Source organism: Thalassospira profundimaris, assembly GCF_003326795.1.
In the GTDB taxonomy this organism is placed as follows: domain Bacteria; phylum Pseudomonadota; class Alphaproteobacteria; order Rhodospirillales; family Thalassospiraceae; genus Thalassospira; species Thalassospira profundimaris_C.
Window position 1 is genome coordinate 56,778 of record NZ_JPWI01000008.1, and the last position, 18,956, is coordinate 75,733.

Annotated in this window: 19 protein-coding genes; 11 read left to right on the forward strand and 8 right to left on the reverse strand. The window is 53.8% G+C overall.

The genetic code is table 11. The features are described 5' to 3' along the window. Positions 1–19 precede the first annotated feature (19 nt). Together TH30_RS13005 and TH30_RS13010 are read left to right on the forward strand one after the other, a co-directional pair. The gene (locus TH30_RS13005; RefSeq protein WP_147251992.1) at positions 20–730 is read left to right on the forward strand and encodes a TetR/AcrR family transcriptional regulator; all 711 of its coding nucleotides are present in this window, start codon (positions 20–22) and stop codon (positions 728–730) included. Positions 731–795: 65 nt separating this feature from the next. Next, positions 796–2,055: an MFS transporter gene (locus TH30_RS13010; RefSeq protein WP_114098531.1), complete on the forward strand. Its 1,260-nt coding sequence runs from the start codon at positions 796–798 to the stop codon at positions 2,053–2,055. 62 nt (positions 2,056–2,117) lie between these two features. Here TH30_RS13010 and TH30_RS13015 read toward each other — a convergent pair whose 3' ends face one another. The 8 genes from TH30_RS13015 to TH30_RS13050 all read right to left on the reverse strand — a co-directional run bounded on the left by TH30_RS13015 (position 2,118) and on the right by TH30_RS13050 (position 10,166). Further along, positions 2,118–2,969 (reverse strand): tetratricopeptide repeat protein, encoded by an 852-nt coding sequence (locus TH30_RS13015; RefSeq protein ID WP_114098532.1) that lies wholly within the window; start codon positions 2,967–2,969, stop codon positions 2,118–2,120. A 169-nt stretch (positions 2,970–3,138) separates the two neighbouring features. After that, on the reverse strand, positions 3,139–3,858 hold the full coding sequence (locus TH30_RS13020; protein WP_181850274.1) for a hypothetical protein: 720 nt from the start codon (positions 3,856–3,858) through the stop codon (positions 3,139–3,141). 66 nt (positions 3,859–3,924) lie between these two features. Continuing rightward, positions 3,925–5,349 carry an aldehyde dehydrogenase family protein gene (locus tag TH30_RS13025; protein WP_114098534.1) on the reverse strand — a complete coding sequence of 475 codons (1,425 nt, stop codon included), beginning with the start codon at positions 5,347–5,349 and terminating at the stop codon, positions 3,925–3,927. 70 nt (positions 5,350–5,419) lie between these two features. Next, positions 5,420–6,151 carry an MBL fold metallo-hydrolase gene (locus TH30_RS13030; RefSeq protein WP_114098535.1) on the reverse strand — a complete coding sequence of 244 codons (732 nt, stop codon included), beginning with the start codon at positions 6,149–6,151 and terminating at the stop codon, positions 5,420–5,422. Continuing rightward, positions 6,151–7,266 (reverse strand): ABC transporter ATP-binding protein, encoded by a 1,116-nt coding sequence (locus TH30_RS13035; protein ID WP_114098536.1) that lies wholly within the window; start codon positions 7,264–7,266, stop codon positions 6,151–6,153. Before TH30_RS13035 ends, TH30_RS13030 begins: the two co-directional genes overlap by 1 nt. After that, positions 7,263–8,054: an ABC transporter permease gene (locus tag TH30_RS13040; protein ID WP_114098537.1), complete on the reverse strand. Its 792-nt coding sequence runs from the start codon at positions 8,052–8,054 to the stop codon at positions 7,263–7,265. Before TH30_RS13040 ends, TH30_RS13035 begins: the two co-directional genes overlap by 4 nt. A 1-nt stretch (position 8,055) precedes the next feature. Further along, a complete protein-coding gene (locus tag TH30_RS13045) occupies positions 8,056–8,919 on the reverse strand; it encodes an ABC transporter permease (protein ID WP_114098538.1) in 864 nt (287 codons plus the stop codon). Positions 8,920–9,077: 158 nt separating this feature from the next. Next, complete coding sequence (locus TH30_RS13050; RefSeq protein WP_114098539.1) at positions 9,078–10,166, reverse strand: ABC transporter substrate-binding protein; 1,089 nt, start codon at positions 10,164–10,166, stop codon at positions 9,078–9,080. Between the two features lie 142 nt (positions 10,167–10,308). Between TH30_RS13050 and TH30_RS13055 the strand changes: the two genes are divergently transcribed. The 9 genes from TH30_RS13055 to TH30_RS13095 all read left to right on the forward strand — a co-directional run bounded on the left by TH30_RS13055 (position 10,309) and on the right by TH30_RS13095 (position 18,955). Next, the gene (locus TH30_RS13055; protein ID WP_114098540.1) at positions 10,309–10,929 is read left to right on the forward strand and encodes a TetR/AcrR family transcriptional regulator; all 621 of its coding nucleotides are present in this window, start codon (positions 10,309–10,311) and stop codon (positions 10,927–10,929) included. Between the two features lie 171 nt (positions 10,930–11,100). Then, positions 11,101–11,676: a YdeI/OmpD-associated family protein gene (locus TH30_RS13060; RefSeq protein WP_114098541.1), complete on the forward strand. Its 576-nt coding sequence runs from the start codon at positions 11,101–11,103 to the stop codon at positions 11,674–11,676. A 219-nt stretch (positions 11,677–11,895) separates the two neighbouring features. Next, entirely contained in the window at positions 11,896–12,891 is a 996-nt protein-coding gene (locus TH30_RS13065; protein WP_114098542.1) for a helix-turn-helix transcriptional regulator, read from the forward strand. Between the two features lie 143 nt (positions 12,892–13,034). Next, complete coding sequence (locus TH30_RS13070; RefSeq protein ID WP_114098543.1) at positions 13,035–13,883, forward strand: AAA family ATPase; 849 nt, start codon at positions 13,035–13,037, stop codon at positions 13,881–13,883. A 5-nt stretch (positions 13,884–13,888) separates the two neighbouring features. Continuing rightward, positions 13,889–15,076: a vWA domain-containing protein gene (locus TH30_RS13075; protein ID WP_114098544.1), complete on the forward strand. Its 1,188-nt coding sequence runs from the start codon at positions 13,889–13,891 to the stop codon at positions 15,074–15,076. Between the two features lie 137 nt (positions 15,077–15,213). Further along, positions 15,214–16,263, forward strand: coding sequence for a glycerophosphodiester phosphodiesterase (glpQ, locus tag TH30_RS13080; RefSeq protein ID WP_114098545.1), 1,050 nt, complete (start codon positions 15,214–15,216; stop codon positions 16,261–16,263). A 108-nt stretch (positions 16,264–16,371) separates the two neighbouring features. Continuing rightward, entirely contained in the window at positions 16,372–16,974 is a 603-nt protein-coding gene (gene wrbA / locus TH30_RS13085; protein ID WP_114098546.1) for an NAD(P)H:quinone oxidoreductase, read from the forward strand. Between the two features lie 182 nt (positions 16,975–17,156). Further along, positions 17,157–18,020, forward strand: a complete 864-nt coding sequence (locus TH30_RS13090; RefSeq protein ID WP_114098547.1) for a pirin family protein — start codon at positions 17,157–17,159, stop codon at positions 18,018–18,020. Positions 18,021–18,196: 176 nt separating this feature from the next. Then, the gene (locus TH30_RS13095; protein ID WP_181850276.1) at positions 18,197–18,955 is read left to right on the forward strand and encodes a substrate-binding periplasmic protein; all 759 of its coding nucleotides are present in this window, start codon (positions 18,197–18,199) and stop codon (positions 18,953–18,955) included. Position 18,956 lies beyond the last annotated feature (1 nt).

An 18,956-nucleotide genomic window follows, 5' to 3' on the forward strand; every position in this document is an offset into this window, starting at 1 on the left:
GGCAGAGGGCCGCATTGGCATGGTTGCGCAAAACCGCATGGAAAAACGCCGGCAACGCGAAGAAATGATCCTTGATGCTGCAGGGGAGCTGATTGCAGAAGTCGGCTTTTTCGAGCTCAAGATGTCCGATCTTGCGCGGGCCTGTGATATCTCGGTCGGCACCCTTTATGGCCATTTTGCCAGCAAGGAGGATTTGCTGATCGGGCTTGCCGTTATGGCCGGTGCCAAACGGGCCGACAAGTTCGATATCGCACGCAATCACGATGGCAGTGCAATTGAAAAATACATCATCGCCAATTTGCTTGATCTGAGCTTTTCCATCGATAATCCGCAATTGTTCGAGGCCGAATATCTTGCCCTTGCGCCGTCGGTCTGGAAGCGTGCCACACCGGCCCGACATCAGGCGCAGCTTGATCAGATCAATGCCATTACCACCATGTTTCAGACCTTCCTGACCGAGGGTGAGGACGAGCTTGGCATTGCATCGGACATGACCAGTCGTAGCCGCAACCTTAACCTTGGAAGTTGGGGGCTTGGTTACGGGATCAATGTGCTGGTTCTGTCTGAAATTACCGACCGGCATTACGGTCAGGAGCTGCGCAAGAACGCGCTGGGTATCCTGTGTGACGGTCTTGCCGATCTGATGATCGGGGCAGGCTGGCAGGTGGATGATGCCCGCGAAAAGGTCCGCGCTCTTGCTGTCACCTATGCCAGTGCCAGCGCCCTTTGATGATGACTTGAATAGCCCGTTTACCCCTTTTACGACGCCACCAATAGCGCCCCACGGAGTTCCCCATGTCGCAGGAAAACAAGGCAATGTCGGCAGTCTTTCTGACTGTGCTGTTTGGCTTTGCCGGTTTCAGTTTGCCCTATCCGGTGTTCGGTCCGATGTTCCTGAAACCCGAACTTGGTTTTCTTGATCCCTCGGTACCCGAACAATATCGCACCATCCTGCTTGGTGTTGCGATGGCGCTTTATCCCATCGGGCAATTTATTGGCGCCCCCTGGCTTGGCCGACTTTCAGACAGGGTCGGGCGCAAACCGGTTTTGGTGGCATCCCTTCTGGGAGCGGCGAGTGGTTATGTTGTGGTTGCGGTCGGCGTGGCGAATGCCAATTTGCCGATGGTTCTGATTGGCCGTTTTGTGTCGGGTCTGTGCGAGGGCAATATGGCAATCGCACAGTCGATTGCATCGGATATCAGCAAACCTGAAAACAAGGTGCGCAATTTCGGCCTGATCACGGTTGCGATCAATGTCGGCTGGATCATCGGACCCCTGATGGGGGGCTTTTTCTCGGACCCGTCCATTCATCCGTCCTTTAACGTGTCCTGGCCGTTCTTCTTTGCCGCAGGCATGTACGGGTTTAACCTTCTGGTTGTCGCGGTTGTTCTGCATATTCCCGAATATGCGCGCCGTCGCGGGCGGACCAAGGATGATCAGATCGTTGCCGGGCGTTCGGTATGGGCGACGCTGCGTGATCCGGTATTGCTGCCGGGCTATGCGGTGTCCTTTGCCAGCTATTTTGCGATCTATCTGTTCTTCTGCTTCTTTGGCGTCTATCTGGTCCAGACCCATGACGTCACCAGCAGCTTCCTTGGCATGTGTTCGGCAATCATTTCGATCCCGCTTATTCTGGCCGGATTGACGGTGGAACGCGCGCAGCGTCCGCTCGGGCTTCGCGGGGTTGCGACCCTTGGGCATCTGTTGCTGGCCATCGGCCTGATTACTTTTGTTTTGCCGGATGGTCTGGTCTGGGTGTTTGTGCCGATGTGCATTGCCGCCTTCGGGATCGCATGGTGCGAAGTCACCACCAGCCTGTTCATTTCAAACGGGGCCGGGGCCCATGAACAGGGGCAGGCATTGGGTATTTACAGATCCGTCCATGTTCTGGCCGAGGCTGCAGCCGTTCTGACCGGCGGTGTATTGGCGGGGCTCAATAACACGTCGCCCTTCATGGTCGGCGGGGTGGCGGCCATGATTTGTGTGATCGGTATTCTGGGCTGGGTAAAGTCGCGCGCACTGACACCCGCACCCGCGGAAGTCGCCGCCGAATAATCCGGGTCTGATGATCATGGAAAATCATGAAACGCCCGCATCGTTTGCGGGCGTTTTTTGTTTCAGATATCTGTGAGATCGTAAGGGGCAAGGGCGGCGCGTGCCATCAGCGCACTGGCGGCATCAGTTCCCTTGCGTTTGTCATCGGGCATTTTTGCCAGATCATCGGCAAGGCTGCGGGTGATATCGAGTTCATCAAGATCAGAGCATACCTCCATCACGCGCGCCCAGATCGCATCATGATCCATCCCGCCCATGACGGTCAGGGCAATGGCCCGGTTCAGGGTGGCTTCGATATGGTCGGGATCCTGCGACAGGATTTGCTCGAAAGCTTCAAAGGCAGCGATCAGATGGCCTTCGCGCAGATTGATCACGCCCAGATCATTCGATGCGGCAAGCGACGAAGGATCAATCCGAAGCAACTGTTCAACCGCTCGCCGTTCGCCTTCAATATCGTCATTGGCGCGATAACAGGCTGCCATCAGGCGATGGATGGTTTGCGAACCCGGACGGTGATGGGCGGCGGTCTGAAGTGATGACAGGGCCGTTTCGCTGCGATCAAGTTCCAGCAAAGCCTGCGCACGCAGCGTCAGCAGCGCAGCATCGGTCGGTTTGGTTCGCAGAACAATATCGACATGATTGAGCGCGCTGCGCGCATCGCCATTTTGCAACAGGGCGCGTGCAATGTGATAGAGGCAGTCGGCATTGTCCCCATCAGATTGCAGCACCGTGCGATATTCGCCAAGAGCTTCGGTAATCGAACCTTTTTCGTGAAGGGCGCGGGCCAGACCAAAGCGGGCCTCAAGATTATCCATATCTTCGCCAAGGGCCTGACGCAGCATATTGATGGCGGCATCAAACTGTCGCCTTTTCAGTGCTGCAAGCCCCATATCTGCAAAGGACATTGCATTCATAACCGGTTTCCCAATCCATTCCTGATCCGTTGCCCGGATCTTTAGATTTATCGATCAACGATAGGATTATAAGGTCCGGGACGGGCATTGCCAGCCCTATGTCACCAGCCTTATGTCATAAGTGGTGATTGATTGCGGGCGATGCTTTGGAAATGTCGCGAAACCGCGATCATCGGTTCACAAATGCACGATGGATTTCTGTTTTCGTGGCCTGTGCCCAATCCACAACAAGATCAAAATTGGACTGTCGCGTCAGATCTGAATAGGGACCGTCATAACGGGTATCGTTTGACGGCGCGTATCCGGGCAGCATTTCGGTTGGTGGCAGGCGGAAGTCAAAGCCGTAGGAAACCGAAAGGAATTGATGGTCGCGGGCGATCTGAAATGTCGCAAAAAACATCGTGTCGGGATGCACTATTTTGCGATCGGCAAGATAGCTTGATGCTTGTTTGAAGTGTGGTGGTGTCAGATTGTCAAACCGGCTGACCAGTTCTTCAAGGACAAGGCAACCGGTTTCCGATGGGGAGGATGGCGCTATTTCCCTGAAGAACAGGGCATCGGAGTTTCGCGCACACCATTTTTCAGTGCCGGGATGGTAATCCGCGCCGTCATTGAGCGAAACTGTCAGAAAGATCAGGCCATCAAGGGTGTGGTCCTGCCCGATCCGGGCAAGAACAGCTTTGCCAAGGGGGTATGGGCCATCAGCGTCAAAGGTTTTGACACCGGCAAGTGTCCAGTTCCCCTTTGGCAACATGACCTGACCGTGTGGCGTTTCAATTTGCTGAACCATCACTGTCCCGATGGGGGGATTGTCCTTAAACAGGCTTTCGGCAAAGGCCGAAAATGACATCAAGAGACCCGTTAAAAACACCAGCAACAGTTTGATCATCGGTTTCCCCGCAATGGTCGTGCCGGGGGCATTGATATGCCGCCCGGCACGCATGCATGAATTCGCTTATGGTTTATGCAGCATCTTGATTTCCATGAAATCTTCAAGGCCAAACAGGCCGCCTTCACGCCCGATACCCGATTGTTTATAGCCGCCAAACGGGCTTCCAGGACGCGGGAAGGCACCATTGATGCGGATCATGCCAGCACGCAATTTGCGGGCAACGCGATCGGCCTTTGCGGCATCCGGGGTCTGGATATAGGCCGCCAGCCCATAGGGCGTGTCATTGGCGATCTTAATCGCTTCTTCTTCGGTGTCGAACGGGATCATGGCGACAACCGGGCCAAAGATTTCCTCACGTGCGATGCGCATCGTGTTGTTCACATCGGCAAAGATGGTCGGCTTGGTGTAATAGCCTTCATTGATCCCGTCAGGTTTGCCAACTCCGCCAGCCAAAAGGGTCGCACCTTCATCGATGCCCGCCTGAATAAGGGTCTGTACCCTTTCAAACTGAATATGGCTGACCAGCGGGCCGATATGATCGCCTTCAACGGACGGATCGCCGACCTTTGCGGCTTCGCCAACGCGTTTTGCAACCTTGAGGGCCTCGTCATAGATGGATCGCTGAACAAGCATCCGGGTCGGTGCGTCGCAGGTCTGGCCGGTATTGTTAAAGACATCAAGGACGCTAAATGTGATGCGGTCTTCGACATCAACATCGTCAAACACGATATTTGGCGATTTGCCACCAAGTTCCAGCGTGACGCGCTTGATGTTTTCCGCGGCATCGCGCGTAATCGCCTTGCCCGCGCGGGTCGATCCGGTAAAGGACATCATCGAAATATCGGGATGCTGCGAAAGGGTGGCACCGGCGACCGGGCCTGCGCCTTGCACAAGGTTGAATGCCCCGGCCGGGAATCCCGCCTCGTGGATCATTTCGGCATAAAGGGTGGCATTAAGCGGGGTGAATTCGGACGGTTTAAGCACACAGGTGCAGCCGGTTGCCAGGGCCGGAATGACCTTGAGCACGATCTGGTTGATCGGCCAGTTCCATGGCGTGATCAGACCGCACACGCCTATCGGTTCGCGCAAAAGCGTTTCACCATTATGCAGGGTTTCTTCAAGCTTCAGATCGCGCAGCACATGAATGAAATCTTCAAGATGGGCGGTACCGGCATCGGCCTGCTGTTCGCGGGCCATGGTGATCGGCGCGCCAAGCTCCATGCTGATGGTTCGGGCGACTTCCTCGTAGCGGCGTTTATAGATCGCAAGCAGGTTTTCAAGCCAGCCAAGGCGCTGATCAATCGTCGTCTGGCTATAGGTTGAAAAGGCACGCTTGGCCGCGGCAACTGCAAGGTCGACATCTTCTTCGCTGGCCAGCGTGATCCGGGTGATGACTTCTTCGGTGGCCGGATTGATGACATCCATTTTCTGGGACGAGATCGGATCAACCCATTTGCCATTGATGTAAAATTTGCCTGCGTTTTCCATTAAGGAAGCCTTCCTGATCATATGGTGGTGACTGGTCGGGTTATGTGTTCCCGACGCTGAGTGCCTGAATTCAGGTCCGTTCCCTCAGCCAGTTTTTGATAATCTCGCGGTGGCGTTCGCCGCTGTAACTGGCAAAATGTCCGCCATGGACGATCCGGACCGGCAAATCATAAAGCCGCTCCATTGATCGCACGTAATCCTTTGCATTTGCATGATAAGTGTCTTCGATCAAAGGTCCATCATAAACAATATCGCCAGAAAACAGAATGCCGGTGGCCGCTTCCCAAAGGGCGATGCCACCCGGCGAGTGACCTGGTGTGTGGATCACCTCGAAATGCCGGTCGCCAAGATCAATCACATCGCCATCCTCGACAATCCGGGTTGCTGGGGCCGCCTTGACCGCATAGGTGGTTGACGAATATGGCAGCGGCGGGAGTTTGGTGAAAATCTCGTCAGTGACGTAGGGATCGGCCAGCGTGTTTTTGCGGGTTGGTGCAGCCAAAAGGTCGGCCTCACAGCGGTGGCAAATCCGGTGATCAAATTCGTGGTGGCAACCGATATGGTCAAAATGGGTGTGACTGGCAACCGCCTGAACCGGGCGTTCGGTTACCAGCGGGACCCACTCGGTCAGCGACACCACGCCCATACCGCTATCGACAAGCATGTCGCCGTCGCGTCCGCGCACATGCCAGATATTGCAGCGATAAAACTCCTCGATAAACGGCTCGCTGATATAGGTGACATCATCGCCGACGGTTTTTGTGCTGTACCAGTCTTCGGGTTTTGCATGATCAAGGGGCATTATGCGGCGTCCTCTTGCGCTGTGGCGGCGGGATGACCGGGCAGGATTACCACCGATGCGGGATCAATGGTCAGATCAACCCATGCGCCCGGTTCGATGATGGCCGATTGCGGCATATGGGCGGTGATCACCATATCCGGATAATCCAGCGGACTCAGATGGGCACGATGATGGGTGCCGAAAAACGATCCGTCTTCAACCTTGGCCTTGCCCAGCGTGATGCGCGGGCCGGTCCCCGTGCTGGCACGAAAATGTTCCGGGCGAATGGCAAGGGTGATCTTTTGCCCGGGCTTAAGGGCCTGATCACCAAGCGCCGCGTTCGGCAAGGTGACCGCACCAAGCACCGTCTTGACCGAAATGCTTTCATTGCTAAGGGCCTCAAGTGTGCCGGGGATAAAGTTGACTTCACCCATGAACCTTGCCGAAAACAGGGTTCTGGGCCGCATATAGATATCTTCCGGGCGACCGACATCTTCGATCTTGCCAGCATTCATCACCACAATCCGGTCGGCAATCGCCATGGCTTCTTCCTGATCGTGGGTGACATGAACGAATGTGGTGCCAACACGTTTCTGGATCGCCTTGAGTTCATCCTGCATCTGACGGCGCAGTTTCAGATCAAGCGCACCAAGCGGTTCATCAAGCAACAAGACATCAGGTTCGACCGCAAGCGCGCGGGCAAGGGCAACACGCTGTCGCTGACCGCCGGAAAGTTCATGGGGTTTCTTGCCTGCTGATGCCTTAAGCCCGACCATATCAAGAAGTTCTTCGGCTTTTGTCTGGCGTTCGCGCTTTGCGACATTGCGCATCTTAAGGCCGAACGCGACATTGTCGCGCAGGGTCATGTGCGGAAACAGGGCATAATCCTGAAACATCGTGGTGGTCGGGCGTCTGGCGGGCGGAACGTCGCCCATATCGCGCCCGGCGATTTCTATCACCCCCTTGGTTGGTGACAGGAACCCGCCCAGAAGGGACAGCAAAGTGGTCTTGCCACAGCCCGATGGGCCAAGCAGGACAATGAATTCACCAGCGGCGATGTCAAGGCTGACATCATCAAGGGCGGTAAAATCGCCAAAGGTTTTCGTTGCATTGCGAATGGATACAGGGGCGGTCATTTCTTTGCCGTCCTTCTAAAGACAATCAGTTCAAGAATAAGCAGCAGCGCAACCGAGACCAGAAAGACAACGCTTCCGACCGCGTTGGTTTTCGGGTTCAGACCCGAACGCAGCATGCTCCAGATTTCGACAGGCAGGGTGACGTCAAAGCGCGACAGCAAAAATGCGATGATGAATTCATCCCAACTGAACGTGACCGACAGGAAGAATGCGGCAAGGATCGATGGCATCAGCATCGGGGCGGACACCTGTGTCATGACCTGCCATTCGGCGGCACCAAGATCGCGCGCGGCGCGTTCGATGTTCTTTTGATGGTCGCCCATGGATGCATAAATGATCGCAAAGCATAGCGGCAAGTTGATCATCACATGCCCGATCCCCACCGTCCAGAGTGACAGGGAAATCCCCACCCAGTTAAAGGTCGAAAGCAGGCCAAGGGCAATGATCAGATAACTTACCGTCATGGGCGCAACCAGAAGCCCGCGCTGCAAGCGCGATGCCGGAAGGACATAACGTGCAAGACCATAAGCCGCACAGAAACCAAGCACACAGGCAACCAGCGACGATCCGATGGCAACCATCAATGAATTGCCAAGGGCAGACATCAGGCGACTATCGGCAAAGACCTCGCCATACCATTTAAGGGTCGCACCGTTAAAGGGCGGGACGGGCAGGCGGCCATCCTGAAAGGAAAACAGGACAAGCACGGCGACGGGTAAAAAGATAAAGCCGTAAAGTGTTGCCAGATAAACCCAGGAGGCGATTTTGGAAAAGCGTGAAGAGATCATTTTATGTTCTCTCCATCTTGAGCCAGCGCGCGCAGGCAATATAGGCCAGTGTCACAACCGCCATCAGAATGATCGAAAGCGTTGCTGCCATCGGGAAGTCGGCCCGGCGACCAAGTTGCAGCATGATGACCTGTGGCAGTGCCAGTTCGTTATTGCCGCCCAGAATTTGGGGCGTGATATAATCCCCGATGCACAGAACAAATGTCAGAAACGCCCCGACCATGATACCGGGCAGGGTCAGCGGCAAGACCACATGCCAGAACACCTGAAACCCGTTGGCACCAAGATCGGCTGCGGCACGGCGATAGTTTGGCGGCATCTGCACAAGATTGGCATAGATCGTCAGGGTCAAAAGCATGACAAAGAAATGCACAAATCCAATCACGGTGGCGGTGCGTGTACTTGCCAGTTCAAGCGGCTCGGCAATCAGGCCGATATGAAGAAGCGTGTTATTGATCACGCCGTTCTTGGCCAGAACCAGAAGCCATGAATAGGACCGCACGACATAGCTGGTCCAGAATGGCAGGATCGCCATGATCAGTGCCATGCGCTGCCATTTTTGCGGGACACGCTCGGCAATGATCCATGCCAGCGGATAGGCCAGAACGACCGAGATGATGGTGACGGTGAATGTGATCTCAAGCGAGACGAAAAGCCCCTTAAGCAGATGGGCTTTTTCAAAAAACGTAATGTAATTGTCCAGATTGAACGCCATGACGATTTCGCGGCCCTTGCGGGTGGCAAGGCTGATCGCGGCCATGACGATGAACGGAATCACGAAAAACGCGATGGTCCACAGCAAGGCAGGGGTCACAAATCCCCATGCGCGGCGGTTTTCGCGTGTTTCAAGGGTGGCTTGGGCCATCACGGTGTCCTTTGCTAGCAACGTATCGGACAATGGATCCGGTTGCTATTTTGGGTGTCGTGGAGGGTTTGGTCGCCGTTGTGGCAAGCTTAGCGCAAGTCGGAACCATTGCCCCGCAAAAAGCGGGGCAATGGCAGGTGGCAATAAGCAAGGGAAGCTTACTGCTGGAGCATCTCGACCCAGGCATCCTGCATCTGGGCATCCAGATCGGCATCCGGGATCGGATAAAGCTGCGAGTTTTGAAGATAGCCCGCCTGATCATCCCATCGCAGGGCAGCTTTTTGCGCATCGGTCAAATTTACCCCGGCCTTGGCATTGGCGGGCATTCCCCAGTAACAGGACGAGGTCGCAAGACGTGCCTGTCCTTCGGGGCTCAGGATGTATTGAACGAATTTAAGCGCAAGGTCGGGCTTGGCGGACTCTTTCATCACGCCAATCGACTGGGCCCAGCGCAGACCGCCCTGTTTGGGGATGACCCAATCAAGGTTCGGTTTGTCCTCGGACAGAACCGCCGTGATCCATTCACCACCACCAACAAGAATATCGACCTCACCCGTGGCCAGAGCCGTTTGCGAGGAGACAACTTCACCAACCTGCTTGGAAACCTTCTTCATCGCAAACAGCTTGTCCTTGATCGCGTCCATATCGTCCGCACCAAGATCAGCCGTATCGATACCAAGTCCCAGTCCGACAAGACCGATCACCGGCAGGTAATAATCATAAATGGCAATGCGTCCGGCATATTTGTCTGACCAGATCACCGACATGTCTTCCATGTCCTTGGGATCAACCTTGGTCTTGTCGAACGAAATGGTGTTGTAGCCGAACTTTTCAGTGACGGCATAGATCTTGCCATCCACCACATTGTTTTCCGCCATCACGACTTCGGGGAAGATATCAGACGTCGGCAGGGCATCCGCCGGAATTTCCGCCAGAAGATCCATTTCAACAGCGCGATGAACATCAACGCCGTCAATCACAAACACGTCCCAGTCCCCCGGACGCGATTGTTCGATGATCGAAAGGCCCGCACCGGTCCCTTCATATTCCTTGAGATTGACTTTGACGTCGTATTTCTTTTCGAACGGCTCGATCAATGCCGGGTCGGTGTGATCACACCAGACAAGCGCGTTCAATTCTTCGGTCGCCTGTGCGCCCTGGCCAAATGCAACAGCAGTCAGCAAGAAGGTCGCAGCACCACCCAAAAGCTTATTGCGGGTCTTCCCCGTGGAAACGTGACGAAACATAGGCTCTCCCTGATTTCATATTGAGGCCTCCCTTTTCTTGGGTAAATCGGCACTCATTGCGGTGCCGTTGAAAAAATATTGAACGCGTTCATTTTTTGAGTCAATGTAATTTTTGAACCCGTTCAGTTTTATCGGAGTAACGATGCCAAGTCTGCGCGCCCAGAAAAAAGCCGATAAAAACCGCCGAATTCTTGAGGCGGCGACAACCCTGTTTCGCAAGGTCGGTTATGACAGCGCACGCATAGAGGACATTGCCGAAATGGCCGGTGTGTCGGTCGGAACGTTCTATAATTACTATAAAAACAAGGGCGACATGCTGATGGCAACCGTCTCGATGGAGGTCGAGGAAGTGCTGGCAGCAGGTGACGTAATCATCGCCAAAAAGCATGATCAGGTTGCCAATGCCCTGTTTGAACTGATCGGAAAATATTACGACCATTCGCTGACATATCTGTCCAAGGAAATGTGGCGCACGGCGATGTCCCTGTCGATCGCGCAGCCCGAAACACCGTTTTCCAAACGCTATACGGCCCTTGATCACCGGCTTTCAAAACAGGTCTGCGATCTTTTCCGTGCGTTGCAGGATCGCGGGATTGTGCGCAAGGATGTCGATTGCAGCGCGATTGGCGAATTGGTCTTTAACAATGTGAACATGATGTTCATCGAGTTCGTCAAGGACGAGGACATGGATATTGACGGCCTCAAGGATCAGGTCGCACGCCAGAATATCCCACTTGCCCATCTGGTGTCACAAACCGGCTAGGACCGGGGGCTTCCGCATCACAGACATAAGTCTGAATATGCCGATATTCTAAAGTCGTCAGCAGATTGGCAGGAGCCGTTTATGGCCTGCTATTATTTATGGTTGTGTTCGCATCGTGATGTTATGACTTTTAATCCTTAGGGTTGAAACATGTGAACGGAGCCGAAAATAATGAGCTCACCGGCAGATGGTTATTTCAAGAAGGACGAAAACTGGCCGCTTGAGTCCGCCCGCCTTCGCGAAATCCTTTTGGGATGTGACCTTGAAGAAGACCTGAAATGGGCCAAGCCTTGCTATACCCATGATGGCAAGAACATCGCGATCATTCAGGGGATGAAGGATTTTCTGGCCCTGATGTTCTTCAAGGGGGCGATGATGGATGATCCGGCAAATATTCTGGTTCCGCCCGGTCCCAATTCAAATTCCGGTCGTCAGATCCGCTTTACCAGTGTTGATGAAGTTTCCGGATGCGAGAACAGCATCAAATCTTATATCGCAGCGGCCATCAAAATCGAGCAAGCAGGCCTGAAGGTCGAAAAAAGCAGCGAGATCGATTTGCCTGCTGAATTGCTTTCCCGGCTTGAGCAGGATAGCGCGTTAAAAGCAGCGTTCGAAGCTCTGACGCCGGGACGTCAACGCGGTTACGGTCTTTACATCGGTGGGGCCAAACAATCTGCGACACGTATGGCCCGGATCGACAAATACCGTCCCAAAATCCTTGAAGGCAAGGGCATTCACGACCGCTAGGGCGAGGCCGTTGTCACCGGACAGCTTGGAAACGTCGTTCCAATGGCTTGCCCATTTACGGCCAAAGTCCTAGGCTGTCATGATTATAAGCCATTGTTACAAGGAACAAATAAGGGTTCAGGGTGTTGGGGCACCGATGAAGCCAAGGACACCTTACCGGCCATCAGTCAAAAAAATCGACGGTGGATAGTATGAGCAAACTGTCAGGAACAAGCAGCTATGAGCGACCTTCGGAAAGGCGCGGGAGATGCGTTTGATATTCTTTCAAACGATGACCGCGTAGAAGGCATTGGTGAGCTCAGGCTTGCCGACGGGGATTTGTTTGAATTGCCCGGTGTCAGCGGACGTCTTGAACGGATCGATTTTGGCAATGGCATCTGTTTGCACCGCGCAGAACTGAATGTCCGTGAAGATTCCATATTTGATGTGCAAAATGCCCTGACGCCGGGTTGGGTGGCAGGGTCGGTGAATATTCTTGGCAATCTTGATTTCAATAGTCCGGATGGTCGTCAACACATGATGTCACCCGAGATCGGTTTGATGATGCGGGTTGATGTGGCTGGGACGCGCTATTTTCTTCCGGCCGGGCAGTTGATCCGTCACGCTGGTGTAACCATCAAGCTCGATGCGCTTCGGCAACGGTTTGGTCATGAGTTACCGGATGCACTTGATCCGTTTCTGTCTGACGAACAGAGCGTGATCGAAATCCGGCCACTTGTCCTTAACAGCAAGATCAGAAGCATCGTAAGCGCCATGTTCTCGGCACAAATGACGGGGATCGGGCACAAGTTCAAACTGGAAGGGTTGTCGACCCTGTTTCTGGCCGAGATGATAGATGCCTATTGTCTTGTTTGTGAAGATGCCGAAAGGGCACCCGAACCAAGTGTTCTTGAGAAGACGGTGATTGAGGACGCAATCGCCAAAATCACCGACGATCTGGCTTCACCGCTGGCAGTAGCGCAGTTGGCAGATGTGGCTGGTATGGCCGAAAGTCGCCTGAACACCCTGTTCAAGCGTGAGACGGGCAAAAGCTGTGCCGACTTTATTCGATCCCAAAGGATGGAGCGCGCACAGGAACTGCTCGCATCTGGTGAATTCACCGTCAAGCAGGTTGCCGCAGCGGTTGGTTTTGGCCATGTCAGCAACTTTTCAAGATCATACCGGGACTGGTATGGGGAAAGCCCTGCACAGGCGCTTAGTCGCAATAGCGCGTGATCGCGACGGGCAAACAGTTGATGCGATTGCATTCTTGGATGGTTGTTGCCTGTTGGTGCAAGGGAAGGTCGGTTTGGCCTCTTGCCCAAATTTCTTCAACGCCCTAGGTTAACGCAAACGTCAACTTATGTTGCAGGGCAAAAATGAAGTTTCAGGGTACGGAGAATTACGTCGCAACCGAAGATCTGATGGTGGCCGTTAATGCCGCGATCACGTTGCAGCGTCCGCTTTTGGTCAAGGGGGAACCGGGAACCGGCAAAACCGTTCTGGCCGAAGAAATCGCCAAATCCCTTGGCAAAAAACTGATCACATGGTCGATCAAATCGACCACCCGCGCCCAGCAGGGGCTGTATGAATATGATGCGGTGTCGCGTCTGCGCGATAGTCAGCTGGGTGACGAGCGCGTCCATGACATTGGCAATTACATCGTCAAGGGCAAGCTGTGGGAAGCATTCGAGGCCGAAGAAGATGCGCCGGTTCTTCTGATTGACGAGATCGACAAGGCAGATATCGAATTCCCCAACGATCTGTTGCAGGAACTCGATCGCATGGAATTCTTTGTCTATGAGACGCAGGAAACCATCAAGGCAACCAACCGGCCGATCGTCATCATCACATCAAATAATGAAAAGGAATTGCCCGACGCGTTTTTGCGCCGCTGTTTCTTCCATTACATCCGTTTCCCCGATGCCGATACCATGGCCGAAATCATCGAGGTCCATTATCCCGGTATCCAGAAACGTCTGGTCGCCGAGGCATTGAACCTTTTCTATGACATTCGCGATGTATCCGGGCTCAAGAAGAAGCCGTCAACGTCCGAGCTTCTCGATTGGTTGAAGCTTCTGATGGCCGAGGATCTTTCACCAGAGGCCCTTCGCGCCAAGGATGCCAAAACCGCCGTGCCGCCATTGCATGGTGCGTTGCTCAAGAACGAGCAGGATGTGCACCTGTTTGAACGGCTTGCATTCATGGCGCGCCGCGAAGGGCGTTAAGCATTATGTTCACCGGCTTTTTCTATAAGCTAAAGGATATGCGCATTCCCGTTTCATTACGGGAATACCTGACGCTGCTTGAGGCGGTGGAAAAGGGGCTGGCGGGGTATTCGGTCGAGGATTTTTATTATCTGGCGCGATCCGCACTGGTGAAGGACGAACGCCACCTTGATAAGTTCGACCGGGTGTTTTCCGAACATTTCAAGGGTGTGGTCAATCTGGCCGATGGCATGGACGAGGTTGCCGAAACCGAAATCCCCGAAGAATGGTTGCGCAAGCTTGCCGAGAAATTCCTGACGGACGAGGAAAAAGCCGAAATCGAAGCGCTTGGCGGCTGGGAAAAGCTGATGGAGACGCTCAAACAGCGTCTGGAAGAACAAAAGGGCCGTCATCAGGGCGGCAATAAATGGATCGGAACGGCGGGGACATCACCGTTCGGCGCCTATGGCTATAACCCGGAAGGCGTACGCATCGGGCAACATGAATCGCGTCATCGGCGCGCGGTCAAGGTCTGGGACAAACGCGAATTCAAGAATCTTGATGACAATGTCGAGATCGGAACGCGCAACATCAAGGTCGCACTGCGTCGTTTGCGCAAATGGGCGCGCACCGGGGCCGCCGATGAGCTTGATCTACCCGGCACCATTACATCAACCGCGCGGCAAGGCTGGCTTGATGTGCAAATGCGCCCGGAACGCCATAACGCGGTCAAGGTCTTGATGCTGTTTGATGTTGGCGGATCAATGGATGATCACATCAAGGTCTGCGAAGAACTGTTTTCGGCGGTCAAAACCGAGTTCAAGCATCTTGAATATTATTACTTCCACAATTGCCCGTACGAGGGATTGTGGAAGGACAATGCGCGGCGCTGGAACGAACAGGTTTCCACTTGGGATGTGATCAATACCTATGGGGCGGATTACAAGCTGGTGATTGTGGGCGATGCCACCATGAGCCCCTATGAAATCACCTATCCCGGTGGTGCGGTGGAGCACTGGAACCAGGAGGCCGGGGCTGTGTGGATGCAGCGCCTTGTCGATCATTTCCATCATGCCGCCTGGATAAACCCGCAGCCGGAAAACTGGTGGCGGCATCACCAGTCAATCCAGATCATGCATAAACTGATGGAAGGCCGGATGTTTCCTTTGACGCTGGATGGTCTTGATCGCATGACCGGGGAACTTAACCGCTAGGTCCGCGTTACCCAGACAGGGTAACAGTTTCATGAAGATTGTTGTCAGGTGCCCTGCGGGCATTCCTGAACCATGAAACCGCGCCTATAGTCCTGAACCCCTGCCAAAGGGGCAGCGATAAAAAAAGGAATTCTGGGATGCCGGTGAAAAAACTGATCAAGTCGGGCTTGCTTGTTGTCGGGTTGCTCGTCACAAGTGCCATAAACCCTGTCCAGGCACAGGATATTCAGGCCGAAATGGTTGTGATTGCCCATCGCGGGGCATCGGGATATCTGCCTGAACATACATTGCCGGCCAAGGCGCTGGCCTATGGCATGGGCGCGGATTACATCGAACAGGATGTCGTGTTGTCCAAGGACGGGGTTCCGGTCATCCTGCATGACATTCATCTTGATACGACAACCGATGTCAGCACCAAATTTCCGGATCGCAAGCGCGAGGACGGGCGCTATTACGCAATTGATTTTACGCTTGATGAACTCAAAACCCTGACTGTTACCGAACGGTTCAAGGCCGATACAGGCAAACAGGTTTATGAAAACCGGTTTCCCGGTGATTTCGGAATATTCAAAATCCCGACCCTTGAAGAAGAAATCAAGCTTGTCCGCGGTCTGAACCATTCAACCGGGCGCGATGTCGGGATTTATCCGGAAATCAAGGACCCCGCATTCCATCATGCCGAAGGTCAGGACATCTCCAAAACCGTGATCTCGGTTCTGGAAAAGTGGGGCTATAACAACCCGGATTCCAATTCCTTTGTCCAATGTTTTGACTGGGCAGAAACCAAACGTATCCGCAATGATCTCCGTTATCAGGGCAAACTGGTTCAGCTTCTGGGGGAAAACCGCTGGGGTCCGCCAGAAGGCACGGATTACGATTATCTGAAATCCGGTGATGGCATCCTTGAAATGGCCAAGATCGTTGATGGTATCGGTCCATGGTTGCCTCAGGTGATTTCAGGACTGGGTGAAAATGGCAAGGCGGTGATGACCCCGACACTGATTGCTGCCCAGCGCGCCCAGTTGCTGGTGCATCCATACACGCTGCGTGCCGATCAGTTGCCGAAATGGGCAGGGGACATGAATATTGCCCTCAAGGCGATTTTCGATGACGCGGGCATTGACGGCATCTTTACCGATTTCCCCGATCAGGTTGTTCAGTTTCTGGCGCAAAACCCGGCGTCATAAGGGCGATCTTTTCGATTTTCGAAGCAGTCTGTTTCCAATCTGGTCATTATCAGGGGAACAGCAGCAAGTCATTATTGTGCTTCGTCAAATTCAACCAAGGAGGTAGAAATGGCCAAGGTACTGGTTCTTTACTATTCGATGTATGGTCACATCGAAACCATGGCAAATGCGGTCGCCGAAGGCGCGCGCGGCGTTGCGGGAACGCAGGTCGATATCAAACGCGTACCTGAAATCATGCCCGAAGATGTGGCAAAGGCAGCCGGTGCCAAACTTGATCAGGCTGCCCCGATTGCAGATGTCTCGGATCTTCCGGAATATGATGCGATCATCTTTGGTGTTCCGACCCGCTTTGGCAATATGTCCGCACAGATGCGCAACTTCTTTGATCAGACCGGTGGTCTGTGGGCCAAGGGTGCGCTGATTGGCAAGATCGGTTCGGTCTTTGCATCAACCGGCACCCAGCATGGTGGTCAGGAAACGACGATCACCTCAACCCACACCACGCTTTTGCATCATGGCATGGTAATTGTTGGTGTGCCTTATAGCTGCGCAGGCCTGACCAATATGGACGAAATCACCGGTGGATCGCCTTATGGTGCTTCGACCCTTGCTGGTGCAGACGGTTCGCGTCAGCCATCCGAGAACGAGCTTGAGATTGCCCGTTTCCAGGGCAAGCATGTTGCCGAACTGGCTGCCAAGCTTGCCGGTTGATCCGCAAGACATGTATCTGAATGAAGTGGCAGTATCGGGTCAAACCGGTACTGCCCTTTTTGTTGCATCTGGGTAAACAATCAGGTGCCTGATTGTGCCTTGTTTGGCGACAGTTTTATGCGAAAGTGTCAGTCATGAAATTGTATCCGGTGTAACACACCGGCAGGAAGAGGAGTTTTGAAATGACTGATGCCATCAGTAATGCACGTTCCGTTGATCGCGTTTTACGCGCCATGGATACATCGGATGGTGCGGGTGTGTCGCTTAAGCGTTCAATTGGAACGCCACAGCTTGATATGCTTGATCCCTTCCTGATGCTTGACTCCATTTCGACCGATAATGCTGACGATTACATTGCCGGTTTCCCCGAACATCCCCATCGTGGCTTTGAAACCGTGACCTATATGGTCGAGGGGGCGATGGGCCATGAAGACAGCATTGGCTCCAAGGGCGTTCTGCGATCTGGTGGCGTGCAGTGGATGACCGCAGGGTCGGGGATCATTCATTCCGAAACGCCGATGCAGGAAGACGGTCTTTTGCAGGGCTTTCAGCTCTGGATCAATTTGCCGGCCAAGGACAAGATGATTGATCCGCGCTATCAGAATATCGAAGCGCCTGATGTTCCCGAGATTGCAGTTTCCAAGGGGGCAGACCTTCGCCTTGTCGCAGGCGATATGTTTGGCAAGACCGGTCCGATCAACGGTATTTCAACCGATCCGGTCTTTGTTGATGCCAAACTTGATGCCGGTGCCGAAGTCAGCATTCCGGTTCCGCAGGGGCATGCCGCAGTGGTTTATGTTTTTATCGGCGATGCCGTGGTGAGCGGCAAAGATGTTCCGACCCATCATCTGGCCATTTTGAAAGATGGCGATGGTGTCACGCTTAAGGGTGGCAAGAATGGTGGCCGGATGCTGGTGATTGCCGCACGTCCGATTAACGAGCAGGTGGTTCGCTATGGTCCGTTTGTTATGAGCAGCAAACAGGAACTCATGCAGGCCTTTGACGACTATCAGCGCGGAAATTTCGTGCGCAAGGCGGCGTCCTGACCAAATCGTATCAGCTATGCTTCTGGAGCATTTAAGAAGAAACACCCTGGTTCATGCGGATCAGGGTGTTTTTGTAATGCTTCCAATAAGCAGTCAACCAAGAGGCTTGTCGCCTCGGGATGGCGGCCCTATTGTCCGGGCTTTTGAGGCAAGGCAATAGAAAGGTAGCCGTCAGAATGATGAAGTCGCGGCAATGCGCGGTTATGTGGTTTTTGGTGCTGGTGGCAGGTGTTTTTGCATCCCCGGCCCATGCCGGAAACCTGCGATTTGTAACGGGTGATGCGTTTCCGCCCTTTGCTGATCGTGAAATGGATCATGGCGGCGTTGTGACCGATATTGTTCGCAAGGTGTTTGAGCGTGATGGTCATGACAGTGTCGAGATCATCTGGCGATCCTGGCTTAAGGGTTTTGAAATGACCATCGACGGGGAAGTCGATGGAACATTTCCCTATGCCTATACACGGGCTCGAAGCAAAAGCGTTCTGTTCTCAGATCCGATTACCAACCTGACGGCCTATGGGTGGTATGCGGTAAAGCGCGGATCTTTTGATGCCAATAGCGATCTGATTGGTAAAAACCTGTGTCTGCCGCTGGGGCATGCCGAACTTGGATTTACCGGCAAATTGTTTGCCAATGGCCGGGCCAAGCGCGTTTCCCCACCGGACATGAAAACATGTTTCAAACTTCTGGCAGCAGGCCGGGTTGATTGTGTCATCAGTCCGCGTCCCGAAGCTTTAAGCTCCATTCAGGCTGCCGAACTTTCCACAGATGATTTTGCCCATATCGAAGAAGGGCTTTCAAACGTGCCGCTGCATTTCATTGTCGGCAAAACCCATCCGGATGCCGAAACCATTATCAGCCTGTTCAATGCCGGTCTGAAGCAACTGCGGCAAAACGGGGAGCTCGACGCCATTCTTGATGCCGTCGAGTACTGAT